Source organism: Bacillus sp. FSL R5-0447, assembly GCF_038606125.1.
Classification (GTDB): domain Bacteria; phylum Bacillota; class Bacilli; order Bacillales; family Bacillaceae; genus Bacillus; species Bacillus velezensis.
In genome coordinates this window covers 2,073,639-2,097,817 of sequence record NZ_CP152012.1, presented here as the reverse complement: position 1 = coordinate 2,097,817, position 24,179 = coordinate 2,073,639, and the positions used below count along the sequence as shown (strand labels likewise).

The 24,179-nt window shown below is 40.3% G+C and carries 20 protein-coding genes and 3 pseudogenes; 7 read left to right on the top strand and 16 right to left on the bottom strand.

Features of this window, described 5'->3' with window-relative positions; genetic code table 11:
• The first annotated feature begins 118 nt into the window (after positions 1-118).
• Positions 119-655: a hypothetical protein gene (locus NYE68_RS10630; protein ID WP_007410338.1), complete on the top strand. Its 537-nt coding sequence runs from the start codon at positions 119-121 to the stop codon at positions 653-655.
• A gap of 339 nt (positions 656-994) precedes the next feature.
• On the opposite strand, the gene NYE68_RS10625 is transcribed toward NYE68_RS10630, so the two are convergent.
• The gene (locus tag NYE68_RS10625) at positions 995-1,537 is read right to left on the bottom strand and encodes a GNAT family protein (protein WP_007410340.1); all 543 of its coding nucleotides are present in this window, start codon (positions 1,535-1,537) and stop codon (positions 995-997) included.
• A 142-nt stretch (positions 1,538-1,679) separates the two neighbouring features.
• On the opposite strand from NYE68_RS10625, the gene NYE68_RS10620 reads away from it, so the two are divergent.
• Positions 1,680-1,778: a YjcZ family sporulation protein gene (locus NYE68_RS10620; RefSeq protein ID WP_003154022.1), complete on the top strand. Its 99-nt coding sequence runs from the start codon at positions 1,680-1,682 to the stop codon at positions 1,776-1,778.
• 164 nt (positions 1,779-1,942) lie between these two features.
• Here the strand turns inward: NYE68_RS10620 and NYE68_RS10615 are convergent, their stop codons facing one another.
• The 8 genes and pseudogenes from NYE68_RS10615 to NYE68_RS10580 all read right to left on the bottom strand — a co-directional run bounded on the left by NYE68_RS10615 (position 1,943) and on the right by NYE68_RS10580 (position 7,925).
• Positions 1,943-2,563, bottom strand: a complete 621-nt coding sequence (locus tag NYE68_RS10615) for a lytic polysaccharide monooxygenase (RefSeq protein ID WP_003154023.1) — start codon at positions 2,561-2,563, stop codon at positions 1,943-1,945.
• Positions 2,564-2,770: 207 nt separating this feature from the next.
• Positions 2,771-3,844 carry an LLM class flavin-dependent oxidoreductase gene (locus tag NYE68_RS10610; protein ID WP_014418008.1) on the bottom strand — a complete coding sequence of 358 codons (1,074 nt, stop codon included), beginning with the start codon at positions 3,842-3,844 and terminating at the stop codon, positions 2,771-2,773.
• 225 nt (positions 3,845-4,069) lie between these two features.
• Positions 4,070-4,690: a DUF3885 domain-containing protein gene (locus NYE68_RS10605; protein WP_060674232.1), complete on the bottom strand. Its 621-nt coding sequence runs from the start codon at positions 4,688-4,690 to the stop codon at positions 4,070-4,072.
• 639 nt (positions 4,691-5,329) lie between these two features.
• Entirely contained in the window at positions 5,330-5,872 is a 543-nt protein-coding gene (locus NYE68_RS10600) for a GNAT family N-acetyltransferase (protein WP_324635822.1), read from the bottom strand.
• A gap of 217 nt (positions 5,873-6,089) precedes the next feature.
• A complete protein-coding gene (locus tag NYE68_RS10595; protein ID WP_039251413.1) occupies positions 6,090-6,851 on the bottom strand; it encodes an N-acetyltransferase in 762 nt (253 codons plus the stop codon).
• A gap of 35 nt (positions 6,852-6,886) precedes the next feature.
• Positions 6,887-7,303 (bottom strand): UPF0715 family protein, encoded by a 417-nt coding sequence (locus NYE68_RS10590; RefSeq protein WP_032865299.1) that lies wholly within the window; start codon positions 7,301-7,303, stop codon positions 6,887-6,889.
• Between the two features lie 182 nt (positions 7,304-7,485).
• A pseudogene (locus tag NYE68_RS10585) lies at positions 7,486-7,701 on the bottom strand (hypothetical protein); the annotation flags it as partial.
• 20 nt (positions 7,702-7,721) lie between these two features.
• Positions 7,722-7,925, bottom strand: a complete 204-nt coding sequence (locus NYE68_RS10580; protein ID WP_076982905.1) for a hypothetical protein — start codon at positions 7,923-7,925, stop codon at positions 7,722-7,724.
• A 1,161-nt stretch (positions 7,926-9,086) separates the two neighbouring features.
• Between NYE68_RS10580 and adhP the strand changes: the two genes are divergently transcribed.
• Complete coding sequence (adhP, locus tag NYE68_RS10575; protein WP_015417537.1) at positions 9,087-10,103, top strand: alcohol dehydrogenase AdhP; 1,017 nt, start codon at positions 9,087-9,089, stop codon at positions 10,101-10,103.
• Positions 10,104-10,253: 150 nt separating this feature from the next.
• On the opposite strand, the pseudogene NYE68_RS10570 reads toward adhP, so the two are convergent.
• Together NYE68_RS10570 and NYE68_RS10565 are read right to left on the bottom strand one after the other, a co-directional pair.
• A pseudogene (locus NYE68_RS10570) lies at positions 10,254-10,625 on the bottom strand (DinB family protein); the annotation flags it as partial.
• A gap of 381 nt (positions 10,626-11,006) precedes the next feature.
• Positions 11,007-11,192 carry a hypothetical protein gene (locus tag NYE68_RS10565; RefSeq protein WP_003154035.1) on the bottom strand — a complete coding sequence of 62 codons (186 nt, stop codon included), beginning with the start codon at positions 11,190-11,192 and terminating at the stop codon, positions 11,007-11,009.
• A gap of 803 nt (positions 11,193-11,995) precedes the next feature.
• Between NYE68_RS10565 and NYE68_RS10560 the strand changes: the two genes are divergently transcribed.
• Positions 11,996-12,094, top strand: coding sequence for a YjcZ family sporulation protein (locus NYE68_RS10560; RefSeq protein ID WP_072589120.1), 99 nt, complete (start codon positions 11,996-11,998; stop codon positions 12,092-12,094).
• Between the two features lie 535 nt (positions 12,095-12,629).
• On the opposite strand, the gene ppsA is transcribed toward NYE68_RS10560, so the two are convergent.
• From ppsA to xylA, 3 genes are all read right to left on the bottom strand, one after another.
• A complete protein-coding gene (ppsA, locus tag NYE68_RS10555; RefSeq protein ID WP_324635823.1) occupies positions 12,630-15,227 on the bottom strand; it encodes a phosphoenolpyruvate synthase in 2,598 nt (865 codons plus the stop codon).
• A 123-nt stretch (positions 15,228-15,350) separates the two neighbouring features.
• A complete protein-coding gene (gene xylB, locus NYE68_RS10550) occupies positions 15,351-16,850 on the bottom strand; it encodes a xylulokinase (protein ID WP_324635824.1) in 1,500 nt (499 codons plus the stop codon).
• Between the two features lie 135 nt (positions 16,851-16,985).
• Positions 16,986-18,323 (bottom strand): xylose isomerase, encoded by a 1,338-nt coding sequence (gene xylA / locus NYE68_RS10545; protein WP_324635825.1) that lies wholly within the window; start codon positions 18,321-18,323, stop codon positions 16,986-16,988.
• Between the two features lie 262 nt (positions 18,324-18,585).
• Between xylA and NYE68_RS10540 the strand changes: the two genes are divergently transcribed.
• Positions 18,586-19,740, top strand: a complete 1,155-nt coding sequence (locus tag NYE68_RS10540; protein WP_015417532.1) for a xylose repressor — start codon at positions 18,586-18,588, stop codon at positions 19,738-19,740.
• A 143-nt stretch (positions 19,741-19,883) separates the two neighbouring features.
• Here the strand turns inward: NYE68_RS10540 and xynB are convergent, their stop codons facing one another.
• Complete coding sequence (xynB, locus tag NYE68_RS10535; protein WP_015417531.1) at positions 19,884-21,485, bottom strand: xylan 1,4-beta-xylosidase; 1,602 nt, start codon at positions 21,483-21,485, stop codon at positions 19,884-19,886.
• A gap of 42 nt (positions 21,486-21,527) precedes the next feature.
• A complete protein-coding gene (locus NYE68_RS10530) occupies positions 21,528-22,919 on the bottom strand; it encodes an MFS transporter (RefSeq protein ID WP_324635827.1) in 1,392 nt (463 codons plus the stop codon).
• A 472-nt stretch (positions 22,920-23,391) separates the two neighbouring features.
• Here NYE68_RS10530 and NYE68_RS10525 point away from each other — a divergent pair.
• Both NYE68_RS10525 and NYE68_RS10520 read left to right on the top strand, forming a co-directional pair.
• Positions 23,392-23,900, top strand: a pseudogene (locus tag NYE68_RS10525) (site-specific integrase); the annotation flags it as partial.
• The gene (locus NYE68_RS10520) at positions 23,836-24,120 is read left to right on the top strand and encodes a hypothetical protein (RefSeq protein ID WP_285002168.1); all 285 of its coding nucleotides are present in this window, start codon (positions 23,836-23,838) and stop codon (positions 24,118-24,120) included. The pseudogene NYE68_RS10525 and the gene NYE68_RS10520, both read left to right, overlap by 65 nt.
• Positions 24,121-24,179: the final 59 nt, after the last annotated feature.

The window sequence follows — 24,179 nt, the reverse complement described above, 5'->3', positions numbered from 1 at the left end:
AAAACAACACAAATAGAATGACATGACTTTTGAGAAAATCTACTCTTTGCTTGGTCAATTTTTCTGCGATAACATGAATTTGCAACAATTTTAAAAATTTCCTCAGGAGGTCATAGCCATGAAAATCGCCAGAACGATTGTCGGATCATGCTTAGCTTTATCTCTAACAATTCCTTTCACAGCCAGTGCCTCAGCAGCCAGTCAGTCTGAACACGCAAACGCGCCTCACGTTTCACCCGTTGCAAATCCGTTAGAAAGTAAATTATCCCAAACAGCAGACCAAAACGTAAAAGCAGCAGGTGTTGATGCCGGGCTGAACGTAAACGTAGATGTTCTCGGAATCTCAGATCGCATTGCTGAAGCGGTTAAGTCAGATCAAAACCGAACCGGCTGGGTAAAAAATGTCATGGAAACAACATTTTACGCATCAGGACAGAAGTACAATGTCATGGTGTTCAATTTAAATCAAGAATATGAAGACCGGTTTAACGGCGTTCAATTTTACGGATCAGCCGTTTATGACGGTATTACTTACGGAATCTGGGTCTTCGAAGACGGGTCCTTCGATAACAAAGGAGACGGGGGCTGGATCAATTGGGCATTCAGAGGGTGGTTCGATCGTGATAATCAGCATATTGAATTCCACAGACCTTAATACGGAGAAAACTTGCGGCAGCGCCCGCAAGTTTTTTTTAACTGGACTGCACATTTTTCACCGTTATAACGACTATACTTGAAGTGCGGGCTCCGATCGCAGCCCCGGTAAAGTCTTTCAAAGTGAGGGTATACCATGTCAAAGTCTTTAAAAATAGTGTTGTGGAGCATATTGGTGTTCATCATCTTGTTAGTGATTATCGGAATCGTTTCTTACAATCAAACTCCGTCTGCAGAAAGCGCAGCAAAAAAAATGCTTTACAGCGTCTAATCAATGTTAAGCCTTCATCGGCTTTTTTTATTTACCGCAGAACACTTGACAAAACGACGAATTTTCAATTTATTCGTTAACGATCTCATTCAGTATAGAATATACACGTGTATCATGGGGCAGTCCGTTTTGATACATATATCTTCTCAGAATTCCTTCAGATTGAAACCCCGCCTTTATCAGTAATTGATGAGACGCTGCATTCTCAATGAAAACAACAGCGCCTATACGGTGCAGCCCAAGCTTTTCAAACCCAAAAGAAAGAACATTCTCCAACGCTTCAAAAGCATAGCCATTCCTCCAATAATTCGGATGAATCTCATAACCGACCTCCGCCCGCTTATGCTTGGGCACCCAAGAGTTAAAACCAATAGTTCCGATGATTATTCCCTTCGCATCTTTTCTCTCGATTCCCCATCGCATTCCCTTTTTATCATGATATTGATCTTTAAACCAGCCAATCATTTTTTCAGCCTGTTCCATTGAATCAAAAGGTTCCAAACCATAATAGCGTGTTACATTTGCATTTGAAAAACAAGCAAATATTTGCTTTGCATCTTTCTTTTCAACTTCTCTAAGAATAAGTCTGTCCGTTTCTATTACAGGAAGCATTTACGGTCCCCCTTTAAAAGAAATGTGAGAAGAAAATATATGCAGACTAAAAAAACTTTTTTTCAAAAAGTAAACTAGCATCCCTATCAAACTTTTCATTTCGGCATAATATGTATTAATCCTCTTTAGGAGGTGAGATTATATGGGATTCTCAGGTGGTTATGGTAGCTCCTTTGCGTTAATCGTGGTGCTATTCATTTTATTAATCATCGTTGGGGCTTCTTTCCTCGGCGGTTATTAAGAATCCTCTTACCTCCGCATCCATGTCAGCAGCACCTCCATGATCGTACGGCGCCATAAATGAAATGTTTATGGCGCTCTGCTGTTTTTCCCCTTTTCATTCACACATTAAAATTAAAAAGATCGGCCGATGTATCAACATGCAGCCGATCAGTAATTCATAGATTATTGTGTAAGGTTTACATCGATGACGTTATAGAAGGCATTGGAAGTATCCGCAACGTCCCATACCCCTAAAATGACATGATACCCGCTTCGATCAGTCGGCACAAAAATCTTATGAGTCAGATTCGTATCTGCCTTGGAACCGTCGTGGTTTACCGTTCCGATTAATTCGAATTCATCTCTTGACAAAGGTTTATTCGGATTCCAGTTTTTCTTGGTGATATAATAGTGCCACTTTGATGTCGCATGAGGGGCCGTGTAGTACCAAGTAAAGGTGTTAAAACCGCCGCGGATGTTTTGTTTCACCCAATAATCTGCAGTCTGCTTGTCTAAACCGAAGTCAATTTGTCCCGATCCCCCATTTGCAGACGCGATTCTTCCATCCGGCGGACCTGCAGCCGGAAATCCTTTCGGCCCTTCTACAGACTGAGGATTATCAATGACGGAGCCATATTTCTGCGCCGCGGCCGTCCAGCCCAATGTTTGTTTCTCTAATGCTCCCATGTACGCTCTGCTGACGGGCTCTTTTATATACCCGTGTGCAGATGCATCACTTGAATAGAAAGCGCCTCCAATACCAAGAGTAACAGTTAAAACTGCAGCTTTTACTAAACCTTTCATTACTGCATCATCCTCCCTCTTTTGTTAATAAAAACCCTTCAGTGTATACACTTCACGATGGAGGATGAAATGACCTTCCTTTTCTTGATAGGAAAAAGCAATGAGATTGGCGCTTTTCCCTTTGTTTTTTATAATCATAAAGAAAAAGCCGGGCCGATTCTGTTATCGAATCCGCGGTTGACCGGCCCGCCCCTTTTGCTCAGAACTTCATTCGCTGGATTTGCCGGTTTCCTTTCGGATAACCGGTGCTACTTCCGCTGCTAATCGTTCTATGTTTTCCGCGGCTTTTTTAAACGGCATACCTCCTATATCGATTTGCGCGAGAAATCGCTGATGTCCGAACAACTCGTATTGATGCATGATTTTTTCAATGATCTGCTGTGAGCTTCCCACAAATAAAGCTGTTTCTTTTCCGGACGCCCGCTCAAAATCTTCCTTCGTTAAAGGCTCATCGATCCCGTGATATGAATGAACGTGAGACCAGTAATTTGAATGATACGGGTAAAATTCTTGTATTGCCTGTTCATTCGTTTTTGAAATGAACATATGTCCGGTTACGGCAACCTTCACATTTTCCGGAGGATGACCGGCTTTAGAAGCCGCTTCCCGGTATTTGTCAACAAGCGGCTTAGATGACACCGGATCACCGCTCAGTACAGCTAATGCCAACCCCGCACCTGCACGCCCGGCCCGTTCTGCGCTTTCCGGAGTCCCCGAAACACCTAACCATAGCGGAATGCTTCCGCGAAAAGGCCGCGGAGAAATCTCTGCCTCGCGCAGCGGCGGCCGGTAACGTCCTTTCCAGGTAACCGATTCTTCCCCGGAATTTAATTTCAAAAAAAGGTCAATGTGTTCTTCAAAAAGTTCTTTATAATGGCCTACGTCATAACCGAAAAGAGGAAACGAGTCTAAAAATGCGCCCCGTCCCGCAATGATTTCCGCCCGGCCGTCTGAAATCAGATCAAGCGTTGCAAAATCCTCAAATAAACGGACGGGATCTGCGGTGGATAATACAGTCGTGGCACTGGTCAGCTTAATATTTTCAGTGATCTGTGAAATCGCTGATAAGATGGCCGGCGGCGAAGATACCGCATAATCAAGACGATGATGCTCGCCTACACCGAATACATCAAGCCCTGCGTCGTCAGCCAGTTTCGCCAGCTTCATCAATTCATCTATCCGCTGCTTTGCGCTGACTGTTTTCCCTGTCAGAGGATCGGGATATAATTCTGCAAATGAATAAATTCCAATTTCCATACAATCACGGTGTTCAGCCCTCACATGTCTCTCCTCCTGCACTGTGTAAAAAAGCTTTTATGTTATTCTATTCAGCCGTTTTACAAATAGGAATTCGTTCAAAATAAATACAGAAGCTTAACATGCAGAAGGTCGGTATGAGAGAAAAAAAAGTTTCAGGCGTCCTTCAATTCTGCCCATTATACTCATGCAGCCGGACTAGGCAAGAACAAAGCCGGCACAAGCGGATTCGAATTCATGTGTTCATTTTCAGTCCAATTCAATCCAATCGTGATATTGATCATAAAGCTTTCGTATTCTTCCGGCATCAAGAGCAATGACTTCACACCCTCTGTCATCATACAGAAAGAAAATAATATCTTTTGTCATATTCACAAAGAAAACATCAGGATACCCAACGGAACAGCCCCCGAACCTTGGCTTCAGCGGAAAATCTTCGTGGACGGCTGCCTTAAGTAATTGGGGGATACGCAGATTTTTCCGTTTACATAATAAAGAAAACTGCTGTATTTCATATTCTTCTTCGACCGGGCATGGACAGGTCTTCACTTGAATCCGATATAAATCATCCTTACACTTCAGAAACGGCTGATAAACCTTTAATTTTCTCGCATGATTACCTTGAGTTTTGTGCTTATACACGTTGGCAACAAGAAACAAGTCATCGCTATGTTCAAACAGCTCATTGAAAAGTGCGGCGGTTTGATGATGAACAAGCTGAAAATACTCAAGATTCAAAGCACCGCTTTCATTAAATTGATACATATTGCCGCCGAGAGAAAAATGAATTCCCACATCCCATTGATGATAAATGCCGGGCACTAATTTTAAAGTCGGAAACCTTTCCTTCAGATAATCATTTATTTTCATTCAAACATCTCACTTTCCCTTTCCCGCTCCAGAAGCAGAAGAAGCCGAAAACATTCCGCTTATTTCTTTTTCACCCTTGTAATATTATTCCGATTGGAATACAATGAAATAGAACACTGTGAACCCCATTGATCAGGGTGGATGCTGGTCACATTCATCCTGATCCTTTCTTTTACACAAGATCGCCCCAACTTTGAACCCCTCCGTTTCCAACCTTATACATATAATTCAATGGGTTTATTTTCTTATACATAAGCATCAAAAGGTGTCAGCTTTGAACAACATCAGAAGTTTAAGAGAATATTTCCGGTCTCACTGTAAAATAGGTCTAAACTCTGAACAGCTTTTCACATTTTGAGTATCAACCACTTTTCCATTCTCAAGCGCTTCTTTAAATTCATCAAAATGAATTGAACATTGCTGATTCGAATTACTTCCTGCACCTTCTGTCGCTAAACTGCAAAATGTTCATCACAATCATCCTCTCTCTAATTTTACAACATTGCTATAATGATTTTCATGTTTTTCCCAACCTTCAAGCTGAATCTTTTTGATCGTTACTAGGTAACCTAAATACAAAAAAAACTGCTTTCAGCAGGGTTTTTTCAGTAAAGGAGAGGTTATTTCCCACAAATTCTATTAACTATGTTTTTGTTTTAACCATTCTTTCTTTAGCAATGCGTATTGGTAAGTGTTTTCATATTTAGGTGTTCCATCCTCGTGTGCAGTAAATGAAATAAATTCAAGAAAATAACCTTCTTTACGTATTCCTAATCTTTCACATAGTTTTTGTGACCTGCAGTTATCATCTTCAACATATGCATAAAGCCTTCTTGCTTCTTTTTGCATAAAGAGATACTCAAAGAAAGCCTTCGCACTTTCACTTGCGTATCCCTTCCCTTCAAAACGGGCATTGAAATTCCAACAAACGGAATAGGTATCTGGCTCTTCTTTTAAATAAAATAGTTCTCCGACTAGATCATTACTGTCTTTTAAACAAACTGCAATATAAGAGTCATCTCGGCTTCTTTTTTGAACGTTTGCTGCAGCTTCTTCTAACGTAGATATTCTGTCATCAAGAAAGCAATTCACTCTCGGATGTGCCGAATATTCCAACAGACCTTGCGCATCTCTCTCGGTAAAATTTCTTAAAATTAAGCGAAGGGTTTCAATTTTTTGCATTTGCAGTCTCCTGTTTCATTGTTATCGATCTTTGAAAAGAACTTCTTCGTTTGTTGAAGAACTTGTCTCAATCTATTTTTACTATAATGATGGATGCTATCATCTTTGTCAAAAACAATAATCATTCATTTGCCGCCCGCGATGAAAAGTACTGAACAATTTTCGTGAAAAACCCTCAGTATCGAATATAGAAACGAGGAATAGTAATAAAACAAAGTTAAGCCATTACAAGCTTATTGAGTTTTTTTTCAAACTTATTCACGCTCATCATCTCATGAGTGAGAAATGTCCCATTATAAAACACGCTGAAAGTCGTCCAAACTGCCGGGGATTTTTGCGCCATATCTTTTGACGTTATTCGCCGGGCCTGAAAATGAAGTCCTTTCTTTTCAGTCAGTTCCTTTAAATCCTTTAACAATCCGACTGCAAATGAGCATTGGGCTGTATAAAATATTGTGATTCCCTCATCATTAACGAAATTACTTTTCACCTGTTTTTTAAATACAGGAGGATGTGCATGTTCATTCCACGTCAGTGACATCAACTGAAAATAGGGTTCTGCTTCATCTTGCACAGCAAATCCCATATGTTCAAAGAAATGCTTATCACTTAAATAAGGGAGCTTTTTCTTCCCCACTATATGAACTATCCCATCCATACCGCGGGATTTTGCATCTGACACACATTTTTCTAACAAGTGTTTCGCATGTCCGTTATTCTTATATTTACCTGAGACCCAAAGACAATTAATAAACATAAAATGAGGTGCGCTTACCGGAACCCACGCTTCTTCTGCAGGTAAATATTCAATAAAAACTTTTGCCCGTTCGTTTAGGCGATAGAACACCAAGCCATCAATCATCCGATCTTTGAGCCAGCTCTTCTTTTCATTTACCGCATCCTCATATTGTTTCGTACCTAATGCACAGCAAATATGATTGTCATCAATATTGTCCCTAGTCAACTCAATGTACTCCATTTTTCCTCACCCGCTTTCTTTTGGAAACATCAGCTTTACTTGCAGTGAACATTGTAATTTCTCAGAAATATAGAGTCCCAGAACCAATATATGAACGCAGCAACAATGCTCATTATGTAATAAATGGGCATTCTGAAAACTGTGAAATCAATTGGCGGATTATCTATGTACCAGAACAAGAACACAGCTAAAAAAGCGACTGCTGTATAAATGAAAAGATGAACCAAACTAAACTTTTTAGGCTTCTTTCTTAACCATAGTTGCACAGGAACAGCAAACAAAAAGTAAGTAATAAATGCGTAAAAAGCAATGATAACTACAGTAACCAATGCAAATGGCACAAAACCCGAGTATACAAACATATATAGCCCGAAGATCAAACCATACGACAAACTTGAAAAAGCCAATGTGTAAGTATAGCTTTGACTTTTGCTCCAAGACGCCGCTCCCATATATTTCACCTGCTTTTTATAAAAATACATTTTTCATTTTTTTCCTATTGTTTAAAATCAGTATATATCCATCACTTTAAAAGATCTATGTTTTTTTGGCAGATCATCAATTCACTATCTTAATATCCAGAAATTTTATTGCCATTAAAAAAGGTCAAGGAAATACCTTGACTGTGTATCGCTCACCAATCTGCATCCGGCTCATCGTGTTCGAATCCGTAAAAGCCTTTAATCCACACATCTCCGCAGCCGGCTCCTTTTGTGATCAATAAGTAATGATTTCTGTTTGCATCACCATTCACCTTATCAGCCGCGCTCAAGTTCAAATGATTACCCGTGAAATTCTTTTCACTAAGGGTAAAATCATCTCCTGCCAGTGTAATTCTCTGCAGTTTAAGCTCAGCTATCGGCAGAAAGATTACGACCACAAATTCAAAGCAAGAAACGACAGCCCCCATGCGGATAGACCCAACATTACAAAGAACCTAAGCAAAGCTTCGAATTTTGTAAGTCTTCGCTCCCTTTTCGTTTTACCCAATTTCCAATAAACGGCGTAGCAGGAAAACACCAAAATGAGTTGTCCAAGTCGCGACACAGATTCTAAGAATTCTATACCATTCATTGATTTTCACCTCGTTTATTTAAACAGAGAGTCCTTCTTACAGCGTTTATCCAAAGCACTAATTTCTTCGGTTATAAAAAACCGCTTGAGGAATTTGTTTGTAAAATGGTTTGCGTGCCGCTTGATAAAAACAGCCCATCCTTACTCCCCCATGTATCAATCAAGACGAATTTTATTATCTCAGATGGAAAGACCATTTCCAACAGTTATGTAAAAATAAGTAACTGCAATATGCTAATTGTATAAGAAAAGTTGTCTTATCCAGTAGAACCATGAGTGCTGCGTTTCCCATTAAAGCGTTAAAGAAGCATCATAAAAGAGCAGCTTTTAGGCTCATTCCCGCAGCTTTATCATTTTATTTTTATGATTGTATCCTCCTGTCAGTCCTTCTGGAATAAATTTGCGGGAAGGTCAGTTTTAATCCGCCGCCCTGCTCACCTTCGACCCTTCTTGCAGCTCCCCCACAAATATCCGATGAACAGCTTTTATCTCTTCCCTTTGTGGATCCCTGAGCGAAATCTGACTCTTCCCAAAACTGATCTGGCCTTGCATCGTGGAGCCCCAATTCTCATGCATCAATTTAATTCAGGATATTCGCATTTTGCTTTTCGTCCGATGAACGTGTGATTTCCAAGATAACAAGGGCCATGAATGAGATCATCTTATCTTTGACTGAAACAAATTGTTTTAACAAATCATGTAAAATGACTCCCTCTTGAAGATTTGTATTTGAACCAATCGCACGAATAGCAGCATTTGGCGCTACTTAAACTCACGTCTCCTTTCACGCTGGAAAACGGACTTATGAACGAAGTTTTATCGATTTTAAGGTATCTTTGAACCGGATTACATGATGTAACAGGGTTAGGGCTGATAAAGGGCAAAAAGTTAGTGAGCCGGTGATTGTCAAATTTATCTTCCGTCAGCTTTTTATCGCTCAAAAAAAGCCTCCTTTGAAAACGCATCTATTTATGTATATATGTAAATTCTGTGCATTTGGAGATGACACATAATATCCATATAATCCTCCCTGCATAGCTCCCTCAACTTTTGTAGAGACACTTGTCCGCAAAAAATGTAAGGGTTTTCAAAAGGAGAGCAGTGTGCTAAATTGTAAGATAAGTAAAAATTTTCTGCTAATATTCGAAAGGGGTGCATGATTTGAAAGCAGTAGTAGCAACAAAAGACAAAAGTATAGCGATCGTACAAAAAGAATTACGTCCTTTGCGACATGGTGAAGCCAAAGTTAAGATGGAATACTGTGGTGTATGTCATACTGACTTGCATGTTAAAAATGCTGATTTCGGGGATGTTACAGGCGTCACTTTAGGTCATGAGGGAATAGGCATTGTAACTGAGATTGGTGAAGGCGTAACAAGCCTGAAAAAAGGTGACCGCGTCTCTATTGCCTGGATGTTTGAAAGCTGCGGCTGCTGTGAATATTGCTTAACTGGCCGTGAGACCTTGTGCCGTGATGTAAAAAATGCCGGCTATACAGTTGACGGCGCAATGGCTGAAGAAGCAATCGTAGCGGTTGATTATGCAATAAAGGTGCCGGAAAATTTAGATCCTGCAGCAGCAAGCAGCATTACTTGTGCAGGTGTAACAACTTATAAAGCGGTTAAAGTCAGTGAAATTAAACCAGGTCAATGGATCGGTGTATTTGGAGTCGGCGGTTTAGGCAACTTGGCTGTTCAATATGCAAAAAATGTCTTTAACGCTAAAGTAATTGCTTTCGACATTAGCGACGAAAAATTGAATTTTGCTAAGAGCTTAGGCGCTGATGCGGTTGTAAACAGTTTAAACGAAGACCCCGTCGCTAAAGCAAAAGAAGTGACTAACGATTTAGGGCTTGATGCTGTGGTCATCACGGCTGTCTCTAAAGCCCCTTTTAATCAAGCGATTGATGTTGTAAAAGCAGGAGCCCGTGTAGTCGCTGTCGGTTTACCGGTGGACAAAATGGATTTAGATATTCCCCGTCTCGTGTTAGATGGAATTCAGGTAGTAGGTTCATTAGTAGGTACCAGAGAAGACCTGAAGGAAGCTTTTCAATTTGCTGCAGACGGTAAAGTTGTACCTAAAGTGACAAAACGCCCGATTGAAGATGTGAATGATATTTTTGAAGAAATGGAGCAAGGTAAAGTGACCGGCCGCATGGTTATCGATTTTACTTCCTAATCATTAAGGCTGCCGGGAATGATACGGCAGCCTTTGATCTCGATTCTTGCTCGGCGCCCCACCCAGACTGAATGAGACTTTGTCATTTAGTTCAGAAAAGAAGCTCTACAGACCATTCGGCGGTTATGCATTTTGCAAGTACTCTCTGAACTAATCCTGATACCAATATAATGCAAGGTCATTCATTGCCGAAGCGTAGCCCTGCTGTCTTAACATAGTTGTTATGCTGCCCCGATGATAAGTTCCGTGATTGGCAACATGGAATAAAATTTCTGAGTAAGCAGTTTCTCTGTAACCTAACCAAGAATTATTTAAGTTCATTTTTTGTTCTACATCTGTTTGGCTATTCATCCATTCTTCAAACTGTGAAGCCAGTTCTTCATAAGACGCCGCAAATTCATCTGCAGAATATAAATGAGCCCTTTCCGCATAAGCCATAGAACCTTCCAATGCTTCCTGCATGTCTATCCCTTTAAGCACTTGCAGCCACATAACATCCACCGCGCAGATGTGACTGAACGTAATTTGAGGCCTTTTTCGAACTTCTCTAATTTAATCTACATAATAGTTCACTGAATCTCTCAACAATTTTAGATAAACATCTTCTTTTTATAGAGATGTTCGTTCTATCGACATCCTTGTGATAAATATGGTAAAATTTATAGAAACAAAGGAGTGTTGTTACATATGAGTCTTATCATTTTAGCATCCATGCTTTTATGGGGTGCAGTGATCCACGAGCTAAACAAACCTTCAAAAAAGCAAAGTAAACGAAAAATGATCCCTTTGGTATCCCTCAGTTCTTTATCTACTTTAATCATCACAATTTCGCTTTTTTCTAATTTAATTGGTTGATATTTGTTATGAGGAAACCCGCCAGAGGTTCCTCATAACACTAAAAACCTACTCACTGCACTTTTTACAGCAGACCTTATCAGAGTGTTTGCTTAACACTTTATCCATTCTCCCCACAGGCATCTTCTTCTCACTCGGAAGTGTAAGATAAGCTGTTATCTCATCCCCTGATTTTAATGTTTTTCCGCAGATAGAGCATTTTAACTCAGTATTAAAGAAATTTTTTAATCCCATTCATAAGCCTCCTTATTTACCTTTATAAAGTAATACGTTAATGCTTTATAAAAGTTTCAGGTTAAAGAAATACTCCTTGCCTGGGAATATACTTCGTTTCAGTTGATCCGCAGCCGCCCCGGCATCGTTATACCCTCGCTCAATCAGGAAGCTTCTTCCTTATATCCTCCACGACATTAAATGCGGGGAAAACGTTCATTCAGGAATTCAGCGTTAACCAAAAAGGAGAATACATCCTGAAATATGATAGCGGCACCGGTGATAGTGTCGATGGTTTCTTTAGAGATCTGTTGAGATCTAAATTCCGTTAGGAAAGTCGGCAGTTTTGCCGACTTTCTTTTACAAGCATTCTTCAGGAATAAACGTAAAGTTCCGAATAAACATACGACCTTTTTGAAACGGAAACTTTATCTGCACCACAAACCCGCAAGCAGCCTCCTTGTATCGTACCTTCCGTTCCTTTGTGATTTGTTTTGATTTGTCGTATACTGCGCTTGCCCGGGAAATGATGAATATTTTCGTTAACTATAATTTCCCTGTACCTCTTCGTATGTGACTCTGCATGATGAAGTAACTTCATGCTCACCACTTTCATACACAGTTTTATTGCATGTTTAGCCATATCCCTCCTCTTTAAACAGCAAACCGTCCCATCCATTTCTCTCTTTCAGTTAACCTCCCATTTTTAGAAGCTCTTCATTTTAGAGATAACATCCATTTTTTCTTATTTAGACTTAAATCTATGTCGAATTTTATCGTCCGGCATATTATGTACTATCCTAACAACAGGAGGTGGCAATAATATGGGGAACTACGGTGGAAATTATGGCGGAAACTCTTTCGTATTGATTGTTGTGCTGTTCATTTTGTTAATCATTGTAGGTGCTGCATTCCTTTTCTAGCACATTGACGATTTATATTCGTCTCCCAAACATTGCATCCCTTAGTTCGGACAGACGCCATAAGAAGTTTTATGGCGTTTTTACTTTTTAAAAAAACCAATCTGAGATAAACATTTTTTATTTTTACCTGGTAAGCGGGGGAGTTTCCACCCCTGCCTGCGCCAATATTGCCGCTATAAAGAATGAGGCGAACAATCCAATTCGGAATAAAAACTTGTTCATGAACAAAACTCCTAAATAGTTGTTAAAAAACTAAGGCGTTATTAATTCATCAGGATTACAGATGTTGTGAACTTAAAAAGGATATTACTCACCTTTATAAAATTGTCATTTGTTAGATTTAGTCACTGAATCTTTTTTGTTTGGTATCTTAGCGGCCTTCCACACTCATTTAAAAAGAGTCCGTCCACAAAATGCGGTGTTCACACATTAAGTCATTTTCACATAAAAAAAACCGGATTCCTCCTCTAAGAGGTTCCGGCTTTTCTTAGTAAAATGCGGGAAATATCTGGTGACGTGCTGCACACACCCGCTATTATAATATTTCAATAGAGCCTTCTGTTCCATGAACGCGTATTCGCTGCCCATCTTTTATCAATTGGGTTGCATTTTCAACTCCGACAACTGCAGGTAAGCCGTATTCACGCGCGATAACCGCTCCGTGGGTCATCAGTCCGCCAACTTCAGTGACCAGGCCTTTTATGGATACAAACAATGGTGTCCAGCTGGGATCAGTATAGGAGGTAACTAATATATCCCCATCTTCCAAATCGGCATCTTCCATGTTTAAAATAACCCGTGCCCGCCCCTCTATGACTCCCGAGGAAACAGGCAGCCCTGCAATCGCTCCGGCCGGGAGATTTTCTCGTTTGTACTCGCCTGTAACGATTTCACCGTCAGACGTGATAACACGCGGCGGAGCTAGTTTTTCATATACTTTATACTCGCCTTTTCGTGTGCTGATGATTTGGTAATCCAATTTATGTGTGCGTACGACTTCCTGAAGTTCTTCAAAAGTGAGATAGTATATGTCTTCTTTTTCATGAATAACGCTCGCATCTGCGAGTTGTTCGGCTTCTTTCAGTAAAGCCTGCTTATAAAGGAAGTAGCGGCTGATCATGCCGTATTTTGGATATTCTCTGAACCCGCTGAAGTTCCGGATGATGCGGATCATTCGTTTAGTGTCTTTGGCTTTTTGTTCACCATCCGGTAATTGCTTCAATCGGTCTAATAACTCTTGTTCTTTCTTCAACGCCTCCTGCCGCCCTTGCTCAAATTTCCGCTGGCTGGCATTTGGCTCAAAGTTTTTGAGATTATTAAGAATCATAGGGACAAGTGCAGTTGGCTTTTCGCTCCATCGAGTTCTTGTCATATCAATTTCTCCGGCACATCGCATTCCGTACTTGTTGAGATAAGCATAGATAGCGTCACGGGTTTCCCGCCCGCCTTCAAACGTCACCAGCCCATCCAAAAAGTGATCATCTTTTACATTCTCTAAATAGGCAATGACTTCTGGGTAAGGGCGGATCACATCGGCGACGTCCAATAGCGCAAGCCCCATTTCTGAAGTAATATTATGGGGTACAGATTGAGAAAGCGTATCTGCTGCGTTTTTTTCACCTAACCACTCGTTCATTTTTTCGTTAATCCATGATGAAGCATCCATTGCAGTTCGAATCAACACCGAACTTTTTGGGTTAAATAGAATCTTCTTTAATTCCTTGATATCTTCCAAAATAAAACGAAATAAATCATCTCCTGATTTCGTCTGGATGTTTTGTTTTAACTCTTCTATCGATGCTTGACTGCTCTTAATCAAATCAGAAACAATTGCCGGATCGTTTTCAGCTTGTTCCGGCATATCTGCATTGCCTTTGCCGGGAATCGGTGCCGTTTTATCAGGTATCGGCTTAATGAAATCATCTCGCTCTATTATGGTCATAAGTGCGTCTTTTAAGAGCGGATCGTGCTGCCCCATGCCTTTTAAGAAAACTTCTCTGACAGTAGGAGATGCCAATTGATGTGTGACATCAACGAATAGCCTTCCGCCGGCTTTACGCATAGGTGCAGCAGTCGTCAACAGAAAAAAAGACAATCCAAGGGGTTTTATGGGATCCGTCATCATTTGCTGATGACCAACAGAGATATAGACGTGATTTTCTTGATCGTTCGCTTCAGGAACGGGGTATAACGTTGTGATCGGCCGGCTTTGGACAATATAAAAAGTATCGCGGTCCAAACACCATTCGATATCTTGCGGCTGGCCGAAATGAGCTTCGATCTGTCTCCCGATACGTGCCAGCTGTAAAATTTGTTCATCAGTCAGTGTTTGAATCTTTTGCTGATCAAGAGCGATCTCCTGTGTTTCTGTTCCGCCTTCTTTTCGTCCATAGATAGCCAATTTTTTAGTTTCTATTCTCTTATCGACGATTTGCCCGTCCTGTACTTTATAACAATCGGCAGAGACTAAGCCGGAGACCAGTGCTTCACCAAGTCCAAAACCGGCATCGATGGATAGCAGCTTTCGGTTTCCGGTCATCGGATCAGCGGTAAATAAAATTCCCGAAGCCTGTGGGAACACCATCCTTTGGATGATAACGGATAAATAAACTTGGCTGTGATCAAATCCATTTTGCATACGGTAAATGACCGCGCGATCCGTAAATAGGGACGCCCAACATTTACTGATATGCTGCAAGATCGCATCGACGCCGGTAATATTTAAATAGGTGTCTTGTTGACCGGCAAAAGAGGCATGCGGTAAATCCTCAGCTGTCGCACTGGAACGTACGGCATAGGCATGTTCTTCGCCGAACCGGGAGAGTTGATAAGCAACTGCTTTGACTACATCTGAAGGAATTTCTGTTTCCATAATGGTTTGCCGGATTTTTTTGCTGACTTCACCAATTTGATCCCGATTCTCCACTTTCAGCATGGTCAGTTGATCCAACAGCGCTTGTAACGTATCGTTTTGTTCAATGGCTTTTTGATATCCTGCGGTTGTGACACAAAATCCTTCCGGTACTTGTATTCCTTGAATTTTTGATAATTCCCCTAAATGTAACCCTTTTCCTCCAACGAGCAAAGGGCGTGTTTTTTCAATTTCGTGAATGCCGAGAACCAAAGAACTCATTCTATATCTCCCCTTCAAAAAAATTTGACAAGAGCTTTTCAGCATGATATAATCATAATATAAGATGGATAACTATGACTTTTCAAACAAAAAGAACCTGGCCAATTTGGCGAGGTTCTTTCTTCATTTTTGTCGAAAGCTCTTTAAAGCTGTATTGAGATCTTTTGTGTGAACGTAAATGTTCTTATACAACTCGAATAGTGTTTTATATGTTTGAACATTTTGTTTTTTTGGATAAAATGCAGCTGCTTCATGAATGAACTGCTCTGCACATTCTTCAAGAGAGTCAAACCACCCGCTTCCGAAGGCAGCTAACATTGCAGCCCCCATGGCGGGACCTTGTTCATTCTCTAACTTAACCACCCTTGTATTGAAAATATCAGCCTGCATTTGAAGCCACGTTTCATTTTTAGCTCCCCCGCCAATAGAGACAACCGTATCAACTGATTTTCCCGCTTCGCGGAATAGTTCAATTGATTCATATAAAGAGAATGTGATGCCTTCCATTATCGCCCTCAAAAAGTGCTCTCTTTTGTGGGCTCCGTCCATTCCGATCAAGCTTCCCCGAATAGATGAATCAGCATGCGGCGTTCTTTCACCGACTAAGTAAGGAGTGTACAGCAGTCCATTTGCTCCTATCGGAACAGATTCCACTCCCTGCAATAATTGTTCAAACGATTCGTTCGGCGCAAACGTTCTTTTAAACCAGTCCAAGCTGTACCCTGCAGCGAGCGTGACTCCCATCGTATAAAAAGAATCCTTTTTTCCATGATTAAAAAAGTGCACTTTCCCTTTAAAGTCCCTTTCTTTGTCTTCTTCACAGGAAAGTATGACTCCTGACGTCCCGATACTGCATAATGTTTTTCCGGAAGAAAGAATACCGGCTCCGACAGCACCGCAAGCATTATCTGCTCCCCCGGCGTACACTTTTGTTTTTTCCAACAGCCCAGTCTCCGCTGCAACGCTCGGAAGCAGCGATCCTACACAGTCATGGGATTCAACAAGCGGAGGACAAATTTCCGCTGACATACCAAATTGATTGCAAATCTCCTCGCTCCACTCTTTGCGGGTCATATGTAAAAGTAACGTTCCCGCCGCGTCGGAGTATTCGGTGTGAATGGCGCCAGTCATGCGGAATCTCACATAGTCTTTCGGAAGCAAAAAAACAGCGATCTTGTGAAAAAGTTCAGGCTCATGTTCCTTCACCCATAACATTTTAGGTAATGTAAACCCTTCAAGGACACGGTTTTTTGTGATATCAAGCAGACGATCGCCAAATGTCTCGGTAATTCTGCTACATTGAGGCGTCGTTCTGGTATCATTCCAAAGAATCGCATGACGCAGCACCTGCCGATCTTGATCAAGCAGTACTAACCCATGCATTTGTCCTGAATAGCTAATCCCGTCAATATCCCCGGGTTGAACGTTGGATATCGAAATCAATTCAGCCAATGCTGCAATTGTTTGCTGCACCCAGTCTTCAGGATTTTGCTCACTATATCCCGCCTTCTCTTGGATGAGCGGGTAACTTTTGGACGTTTCTGCACAAACCATGCCGTTTTGATTGACTAAAATGGTTTTAACGGCACTCGTACCAAGATCTATTCCAATGACATACCTCATTTTTTCACTCCTTCCTCTCTAAATAGATCCCCATTGAATTGGCCCGCCATAACAGTAACTTCATGACGGGCAATTCCGGGAACTTGGCTGCCTGCATCTTTTTACAGCGGGATCTGGAGCTTCTTTTTTCATTTGTTATACCTGTAAAATGTATTGATTTAATATCGCTTTTAACCGCTCCTGTCTCCCTGATTCGTTTTTAATTGGCTGATTGTTCAGCGCATATTGCTCAAGTGTTTTAAAATCAGCTCTTCCTTCTGTAATTTCAAGACCAATCCCTTCAGTAAAGCTGCGGTAACGGTGTTGAATCACATTTTCAAACACACGATCTTCGATTAATTTGTGGGCGGCTTTCAACCCTCTTGCAAATGTATCCATCCCTGCAACATGGGCATATAGTAAATCATCAGGCTCAAAAGAAGATCTCCTGACCTTTGCGTCAAAGTTTAATCCTCCGCTTCCAAGACCGCCATTTTGCAGAATTTCGTACATTGCTAATGTCGCAGAATATAAATCTGTCGGAAATTCATCTGTGTCCCAGCCTAAAAGCGGATCACCCTGATTCGCGTCAACAGAGCCAAGCAAGCCATGCACTCTCGCCATTCGTAATTCATGTTCGAATGTATGTCCGGCTAATGTGGCATGATTGGCTTCGAGATTTAATTTAAAATGATTGTCTAAGCCATATTGCTTTAAAAAGGCAATGGTTGTTGCTGCGTCCGTATCATATTGATGGGTGGCCGGTTCTTTTGGTTTTGGTTCAATCAAAAACTGCCCTGTATACCCGATTTCCTTCGCATAATCCACTGCCATATGCATAAATCTGGCCATATTATCAAGCTCAAATTTTAAATCGGTATTTAACAAAGTTTCGTACCCTTCACGTCCGCCCCAAAATACATAGTTCTCGGCGCCAAGCTCTTTTGCTGTTTCTAATCCTTTTTTTACTTGGGCTGCGGCATACGCAAATACATCTGCATTACAAGAAGTCGCCGCACCATGGACGAAACGGGGATTCGTAAACATGTTTGCAGTATTCCATAATAGCTTAACGCCGCTGGTTCTCATGTAGTCTTTTATCATGTCCACGATTATATCCAGATTTTGGTTTGTCTCTTTTAACGTACTTCCTTCCGGTGCGATATCCCGGTCATGAAAAGCAAAAAATGGCGCATCCAGTTTTTCAAACAGCTCAAACGCTGCATCTACCCTCGCTCTCGCCAGATCCATGCCTTTATAATGATCCCACGGTCTTTGCATCGTAGCTGCTCCAAACATGTCTGTGCCGTCAGCGGTAAATGTATGCCAATAGGCAATAGAAAATCGCAAATGCTCTTTCATCGTTTTTCCGCCAATTACTTCTTGAGAATTATAGTATTTAAATGCTAAAGGATTCGTGGATTCTTTCCCTTCGTAAATCACTTTGTTTACGCTTTCAAAATAGTTAACTGAACCGGAATGAGAGTGAGCCATGTGTGATTTCCCCCTTAAAAATAAATTCTAAAATGATCATTCAAATACAAATGCTTTTATGTCATGTTGCACATTAGTTTGTTGCCTAAACAAACTAACTTATTTTCATCTTATATAACCTCATCAGTATTTTCAATATTTTTTTTAGTTTTTTACGAACACATTAGATATAATAAAGGTTGGATTCGCTATGTACTGCGTTTCGCACGATAACACAGAACGTTCAACTTAATTTAAAGATTATACAAATGGAGTGGATGAAGTGGATATCGCTGATCAAGCCTTTGTCAAAAAAGTTAACCAAAAGTTATTACTAAACGAAATACTTAAAAATTCTCCTATTTCAAGAGCAAAATTATCTGAAATGACCGGATTAAATAAATCAACTGTTTCGTCACAGGTAAACACATTAATGAAAGAAAACCTCGTATTTGAAATAGGTCAGGGACAATCAAGCGGCGGCAGAAGACCTGTCATGCTTGTTTTTAATAAAAAAGCAGGATACTCCGTAGGAATAGATGTTGGCGTGGATTATGTTAATGGCATTTTAACAGATCTTGAAGGGACGATCGTCCTTGATCAACACCACCATTTGGAATGCAATTCTCCAGAAATCACTAAAGATATTTTAATTGAGATGATTCATCACTTTATTGCAAATATGCCGCAATCTCCATACGGTCTTATTGGTATAGGGATATGCGCGCCCGGGCTGATTGACAAAAATCAGAAAATTGTTTTCGCTCCGAACGCCAACTGGAGAGATATTGACTTAAAATCTTTCATCCAAAAGAAGTTCAATGTGCCCGTTTTTATTGAAAATGAGGCAAATGCCGGCGCATATGGAGAAAAAGTATTTGGTGCGGCAAAAAATCACGATAACATTATTTATGCAAGTATCGGTACAGGAATAGGGATCGGCGTTATGATCAACAATCATTTATATAGAGGGGTTGGCGGATTCTCTGGAGAAATGGGACATATGACAATAGACTTTAAGGGTCCTAAATGCAGTTGCGGAAACCGAGGCTGCTGGGAATTGTATGCTTCAGAGAAGGCTTTAGTAACATCTCTTCAGACGAAAGAGAAAAAAGTGTCCAGCCAAGATATCATAGACCTCGCCCATCTGAATGATGTTGGAACTTTACAGGCATTACAGAATTTTGGTTTCTATTTAGGAATAGGCCTGACCAATATTTTAAATACATTTAATCCGCAAGCCATCATTTTAAGAAACAGCATCATTGAATCGCATCCTATGGTTTTACACTCAATTAAAAGCGAAGTGTCATCGAGGGTTTATTCCCAACTAGACAATAGCTATGAATTATTACCATCTATCTTAGGAAAAAATGCCCCTGCTCTAGGAATGTCCTCTATTGTTATTGATCATTTTCTCGACATGGTTCATAACTGAAATGTACATACTTCTATGTTTTACGCTCATCTTTAAAGATGGGTTTTTTTATTCTAGGCGTATTTCTGAATCAATACTGACAAAGGCACCTTCTAATATGAAAAAGGAGTTCTAAAATAGAAATCTCCTTTTTCATGTGCTAATTATTTTTCTTTATAACGGAAATATCTGAAGTCGGCCGGAATATGATGACCGCTCGTATCTTGGCATTGCATCCCTACAAAAGCTCCTGTAAAGAATCCCCCGCCGCGGATGTAATCATCTGATAATTTTTTCGATTCTAATGCAATGTCGATTTTGTGCCAATCTTCTTTGTTAAATGAATACAAATAATAATATTTTTCGTTTTCAATATTCACTTTTAAATAGACATACTTGACTTCACGAGGAATCACAATTTTATTTTTTAACGGCTGCGAAAAAGAAAAGTTATCACATATCGTTAATTCAAGAATACGGCCAAGTTCTTCATCATACGTGACTTGAAGAGCCGTCCAATTCTCTGTATTGTAATAGTTCACCAAACCAGCAGCTTGCTGAAAATTTTCCGGATAAAACGCAACAGCCGTTTCCGCTTCAAAATGGAGGCTTTGCCAGCGTCTGGCTACAAATGCCTGAGTAAATGTCGAAGTTAAGGATTCATGGCCGTATAATCGTAAATGATTTGGCGCTTGAGTTAATGATCCTAATTTCTCCGTAAACGGAATTCTTAACGTTTGAAAATTAATATTTAATGTTGCATCCTCAAATTCATCAACTTCCGGATAGGTTTCTTCAAACATTGTTTCAGGTATAGAAGGCGCTTCCACTTCCAAGCTCCCTTCTTTTCCGCCTGCTACATAAGGCCAGCCATCTTTCCAATAGAGCTTTTGAATAGCAGTTTCTCTGCCCAAAGGACAATATCCCCTCTGCTGAAAAATTGAATCATCGTCCGGGTGAATGGGACGTCCCGTTAAATGAGCTAAATACCAATCGCCTGTATGTGTTTGTACAATGGATGCATGTCCGCATTTTTGCAGCGGATTTTCCGGCGCATGCCATGACGTTAAGATAGGATTATCAGGATGAACTTCATATGGACCCTCAATATTTGCAGAGCGGGCAATTGTAGCAGCATGTTCGAACCGCGTTCCTCCTTCTGCGGTTAATAAATAATAATAGTTCCCGATACGGTAAAGGTGCGGCGCTTCCGTCAGCTTTCTTTCAGTTCCTTTAAATATCACTTTCGGTTTACCGATTAGTTTTTGCTCCTTATCAGAATATTCCTGCATGACAATGCCTCCAAAGGAGTGCCGATCAATACGCTGATCCCATAACATATTTAATAAATATTTTTTCCCATCCGTATCATGGAACAAAGAAGCATCAAAACCCGAGCTGTTTAATGTGATCGGCTCCCCCCAATCACCATCAATCGTGTCACAAGTCACTAAATAATTGTGGCAATCTTTCCAGGCGCCATCTACAACCTTAACATCCGTATAGATCAGCCAAAACTTTCCGTCGCTGTAACTTAAACATGGCGCCCAGACCCCGCCTGAATTAGGATTTCCTTTCATGTCTAATTGCGAAACTCTCTGTAATGGATGTGCAACTAAGTGCCAATTGACTAAATCTTTTGAGTGGTGTATCTGGACTCCCGGAAACCACTCAAATGTAGATACAGCGATATAATAATCCTCTCCAACCCTGCAAATACTCGGATCGGGGTTGAATCCTTTAAGTACTGGATTGATAATCTTCATTTTGCACTCCTCCTCAGCTATTTTCTGTTGACTCATCATGTTTTAAGCTTTGAAATCGTCAATATGATCCAAATAAACTTTGTCTCTATTCTCTAATTCTCGAACCATGCTTTTATATTTTTTCTCATCTAAGTTATAGAAATTAATATCAATCATGGCCAGAACCAGTAAGAACACGGGGATAATGGTTGTTGTAATTAAAATTCCCGTCAATGCCTCCGGCGTTTGCACCTGATTTGCCACATATCCAAACTGATCTAGAACCAAACCCGGTACAACCCCTCCCAAGGCCATGCCGAATTTAAAGAAAAATCCGATAATAGCGTATATGAGACCGCCCATTCTTTTCCCGGTCTTATACTCTCCATATTCTATTGTTTCAGGAATAAGCGCCCACATATATCCCCCGGCAGTGAGACTTCCTGCAGCGGCCAGCAATCGAAAGGAAAGTATCAGGAATACATTACTTGACGGAACGAAAAGTAAAGCTAAGAGGCCGATCATATTCAGTAATAATGCATAGTTTAGTAATTTCTTCTTCCCTAATAATTGATGAAGCTTTGGAATAAACGGTAAAATGACCAAAGCAGGCAAACTTCCCAACAAACCGTACCACTTCACTAAATCCGCTCTTTCTAAATTATACGTTACGTAATAGATGCCAACCGAATTACTGATTGAATTCACTCCAAAAATAATAATAAAGAAAATACTTAATACAACTAGAGGCCGATTAACACGAAATTGCTCAAATATATCCGAAAATTTAATTTTTTCTTCCGATTTTTGAAGCGTGACACGCTCTTTTGTGCTTTTAAAACAAAAGATTAAAAGGCACCCGCCTATAACTCCCATAATACCCATGGTTAGCTGCCAGCCAAGAGATTCGCTGCCGGAATTATCGCTTAAATAAGCAGCCAGTAAGGGAACAAAAAATGCAACGACAAGTCCTCCAAGATTCGCAAATAACATACGGACAGACGTTATACTAACAACTTCTTGATTATTTCTGGTCATTGCAGATGTTAACGCGCCATATGGCACGTTTATCATGGTGTATGTAAGCGATAAGCCGACATAGGTGATATAGGCATATATTAATTTCCCCATATCCGAAAAATTGGGGGTTGTAAAACAGAGGATGGCCAATATGACAAAGGGAAAAGCTCCGAATAAAAGATACGGTCTGAAGCGGCCAAACCTGCTATTTGTTCTGTCAACTATTGTTCCGATAAAAGGATCAGCGAGAGCGTCGATGATTCTAACCACTAAAAACATCGTACCGGCTGTTGCTGCCGATAAACCAAAAACATCTGTATAGAAGAACAAAAGATACGTAGACACTGTTGCATAAATTAAATTACATGCAAAATCTCCAGACGCATATCCAACTTTTTCAACCATGCTGATCTTCTTTACATTTTCACTGAGCATGATTTCTCCCCTTTTCGATCCTTTACATAAGGAACATGATGAAATGGTATAACATTTCTTTAAAATTATCGGCCAGTGAGCGGCATATAAAAGCGCTTTCAAAAAATGATAGCGGTTTACTTTCACAGAGCATTTTCACCATCCAAATGGTGATCAGATAGCAGTGAACAGGATAAAAGCTTGGCTTTCGCTTTTTATATACCTCCAATTAAATCGAGCCTCTTATCCCCCTCCCATTTAAGACCTTTACATGATGGACAATTAAAGTGGTTTTATTAGTTTGTTGATCGAACAAACTAACTTGATTTCATATTATAAAATCTTTTCTGCTTTTTCAACTCTTTTTTCAGAGAATTTGAATCGAACTGATATAAATTGATTGATTCTCTTCAGCAATTCCACACTGTATGTCCTTTGGATTTAAGCCGTTGAGCTATTCCACTTGTCATACGCAATCTCCCCTAAGCAAAAAACGGTTTATAATATAGGTGCCAGAAGAGCTGAAATCATTCAGTTTAAAACTGAAGTCCTAAATTATGAGATAACTGAGGATCAATCTTATGTCATGGCTCACAAAGTTCTTGAAAACGGAAAACGCGAAGGAAAACCTCTTGACTACGGTTAAAACCGAAGCTCTGGAATACTTAAAGATTTGACATGAACAATGTGGATATGACCACGAGTATCTATTTACTACACAGTACGGTGGCCAACCAAAGCAAATGTCAGAGGGTTTGGCTGACTACTTTTGTCCTGATGTTCTTTCTGATATCCTCGGCCGCCGCATTAACCCTCACCTCTTTAAGGCCTCTTGTATTACTTACCTTCTTGAAGTCAAGAAAATTAAGATCGAGCTCGTGAGTAAAATGTTGCACAGCATAATCACGTGTCTACAACAATTAAGCATTACACCTTCGTGATTTTAAAGAAGAAAAGGATCAAATTTTCTCGTCTCTTCAATCCTCACCAAAGTTCAATTGAGAATATACAACAGCAAATTAATGAATTGAACGAAGCTGTTGTTGAATTAACTGGGCGGCTTGATACTAAAGCAGATAAGAATCAATTCGGTTCTAAACAGATTGATGAATCCAAAATCAGTGGTGGTAAAGTTCTTGTTTACAACGCAAGTACCGGTAAACTTGAATACGGAAAGATTAAGAAAAGCCTGTTGGGAGACATATCAATTGATTTGCTTTAGATGGCACTCTAATTCCCTCTTTTATGCTGAATCAAAATCCTTCAATTGAGGGATTTTGT

Excerpts from the sequence above, each read along its gene's own strand:
- xylA (WP_324635825.1), bottom strand. The coding sequence starts at position 18,323 with ATGGCTCACTCTCATTCCGGTTCAGTTAACTATTTTGAAAGCGTAAAC.
- ppsA (WP_324635823.1), bottom strand. The coding sequence starts at position 15,227 with ATGAGTTCTTTGGTTCTCGGCATTCACGAAATTGAAAAAACACGCCCT.
- NYE68_RS10560 (WP_072589120.1), top strand. The coding sequence starts at position 11,996 with ATGGGGAACTACGGTGGAAATTATGGCGGAAACTCTTTCGTATTGATT.
- NYE68_RS10630 (WP_007410338.1), top strand. The coding sequence starts at position 119 with ATGAAAATCGCCAGAACGATTGTCGGATCATGCTTAGCTTTATCTCTA.
- NYE68_RS10580 (WP_076982905.1), bottom strand. The coding sequence starts at position 7,925 with ATGAATGGTATAGAATTCTTAGAATCTGTGTCGCGACTTGGACAACTC.
- NYE68_RS10590 (WP_032865299.1), bottom strand. The coding sequence starts at position 7,303 with ATGGGAGCGGCGTCTTGGAGCAAAAGTCAAAGCTATACTTACACATTG.
- xynB (WP_015417531.1), bottom strand. The coding sequence starts at position 21,485 with ATGAAGATTATCAATCCAGTACTTAAAGGATTCAACCCCGATCCGAGT.
- xylB (WP_324635824.1), bottom strand. The coding sequence starts at position 16,850 with ATGAGGTATGTCATTGGAATAGATCTTGGTACGAGTGCCGTTAAAACC.
- NYE68_RS10530 (WP_324635827.1), bottom strand. The coding sequence starts at position 22,919 with ATGCTCAGTGAAAATGTAAAGAAGATCAGCATGGTTGAAAAAGTTGGA.
- NYE68_RS10595 (WP_039251413.1), bottom strand. The coding sequence starts at position 6,851 with ATGGAGTACATTGAGTTGACTAGGGACAATATTGATGACAATCATATT.
- NYE68_RS10625 (WP_007410340.1), bottom strand. The coding sequence starts at position 1,537 with ATGCTTCCTGTAATAGAAACGGACAGACTTATTCTTAGAGAAGTTGAA.
- NYE68_RS10600 (WP_324635822.1), bottom strand. The coding sequence starts at position 5,872 with ATGCAAAAAATTGAAACCCTTCGCTTAATTTTAAGAAATTTTACCGAG.
- NYE68_RS10565 (WP_003154035.1), bottom strand. The coding sequence starts at position 11,192 with ATGGGATTAAAAAATTTCTTTAATACTGAGTTAAAATGCTCTATCTGC.
- NYE68_RS10615 (WP_003154023.1), bottom strand. The coding sequence starts at position 2,563 with ATGAAAGGTTTAGTAAAAGCTGCAGTTTTAACTGTTACTCTTGGTATT.
- NYE68_RS10605 (WP_060674232.1), bottom strand. The coding sequence starts at position 4,690 with ATGAAAATAAATGATTATCTGAAGGAAAGGTTTCCGACTTTAAAATTA.
- NYE68_RS10620 (WP_003154022.1), top strand. The coding sequence starts at position 1,680 with ATGGGATTCTCAGGTGGTTATGGTAGCTCCTTTGCGTTAATCGTGGTG.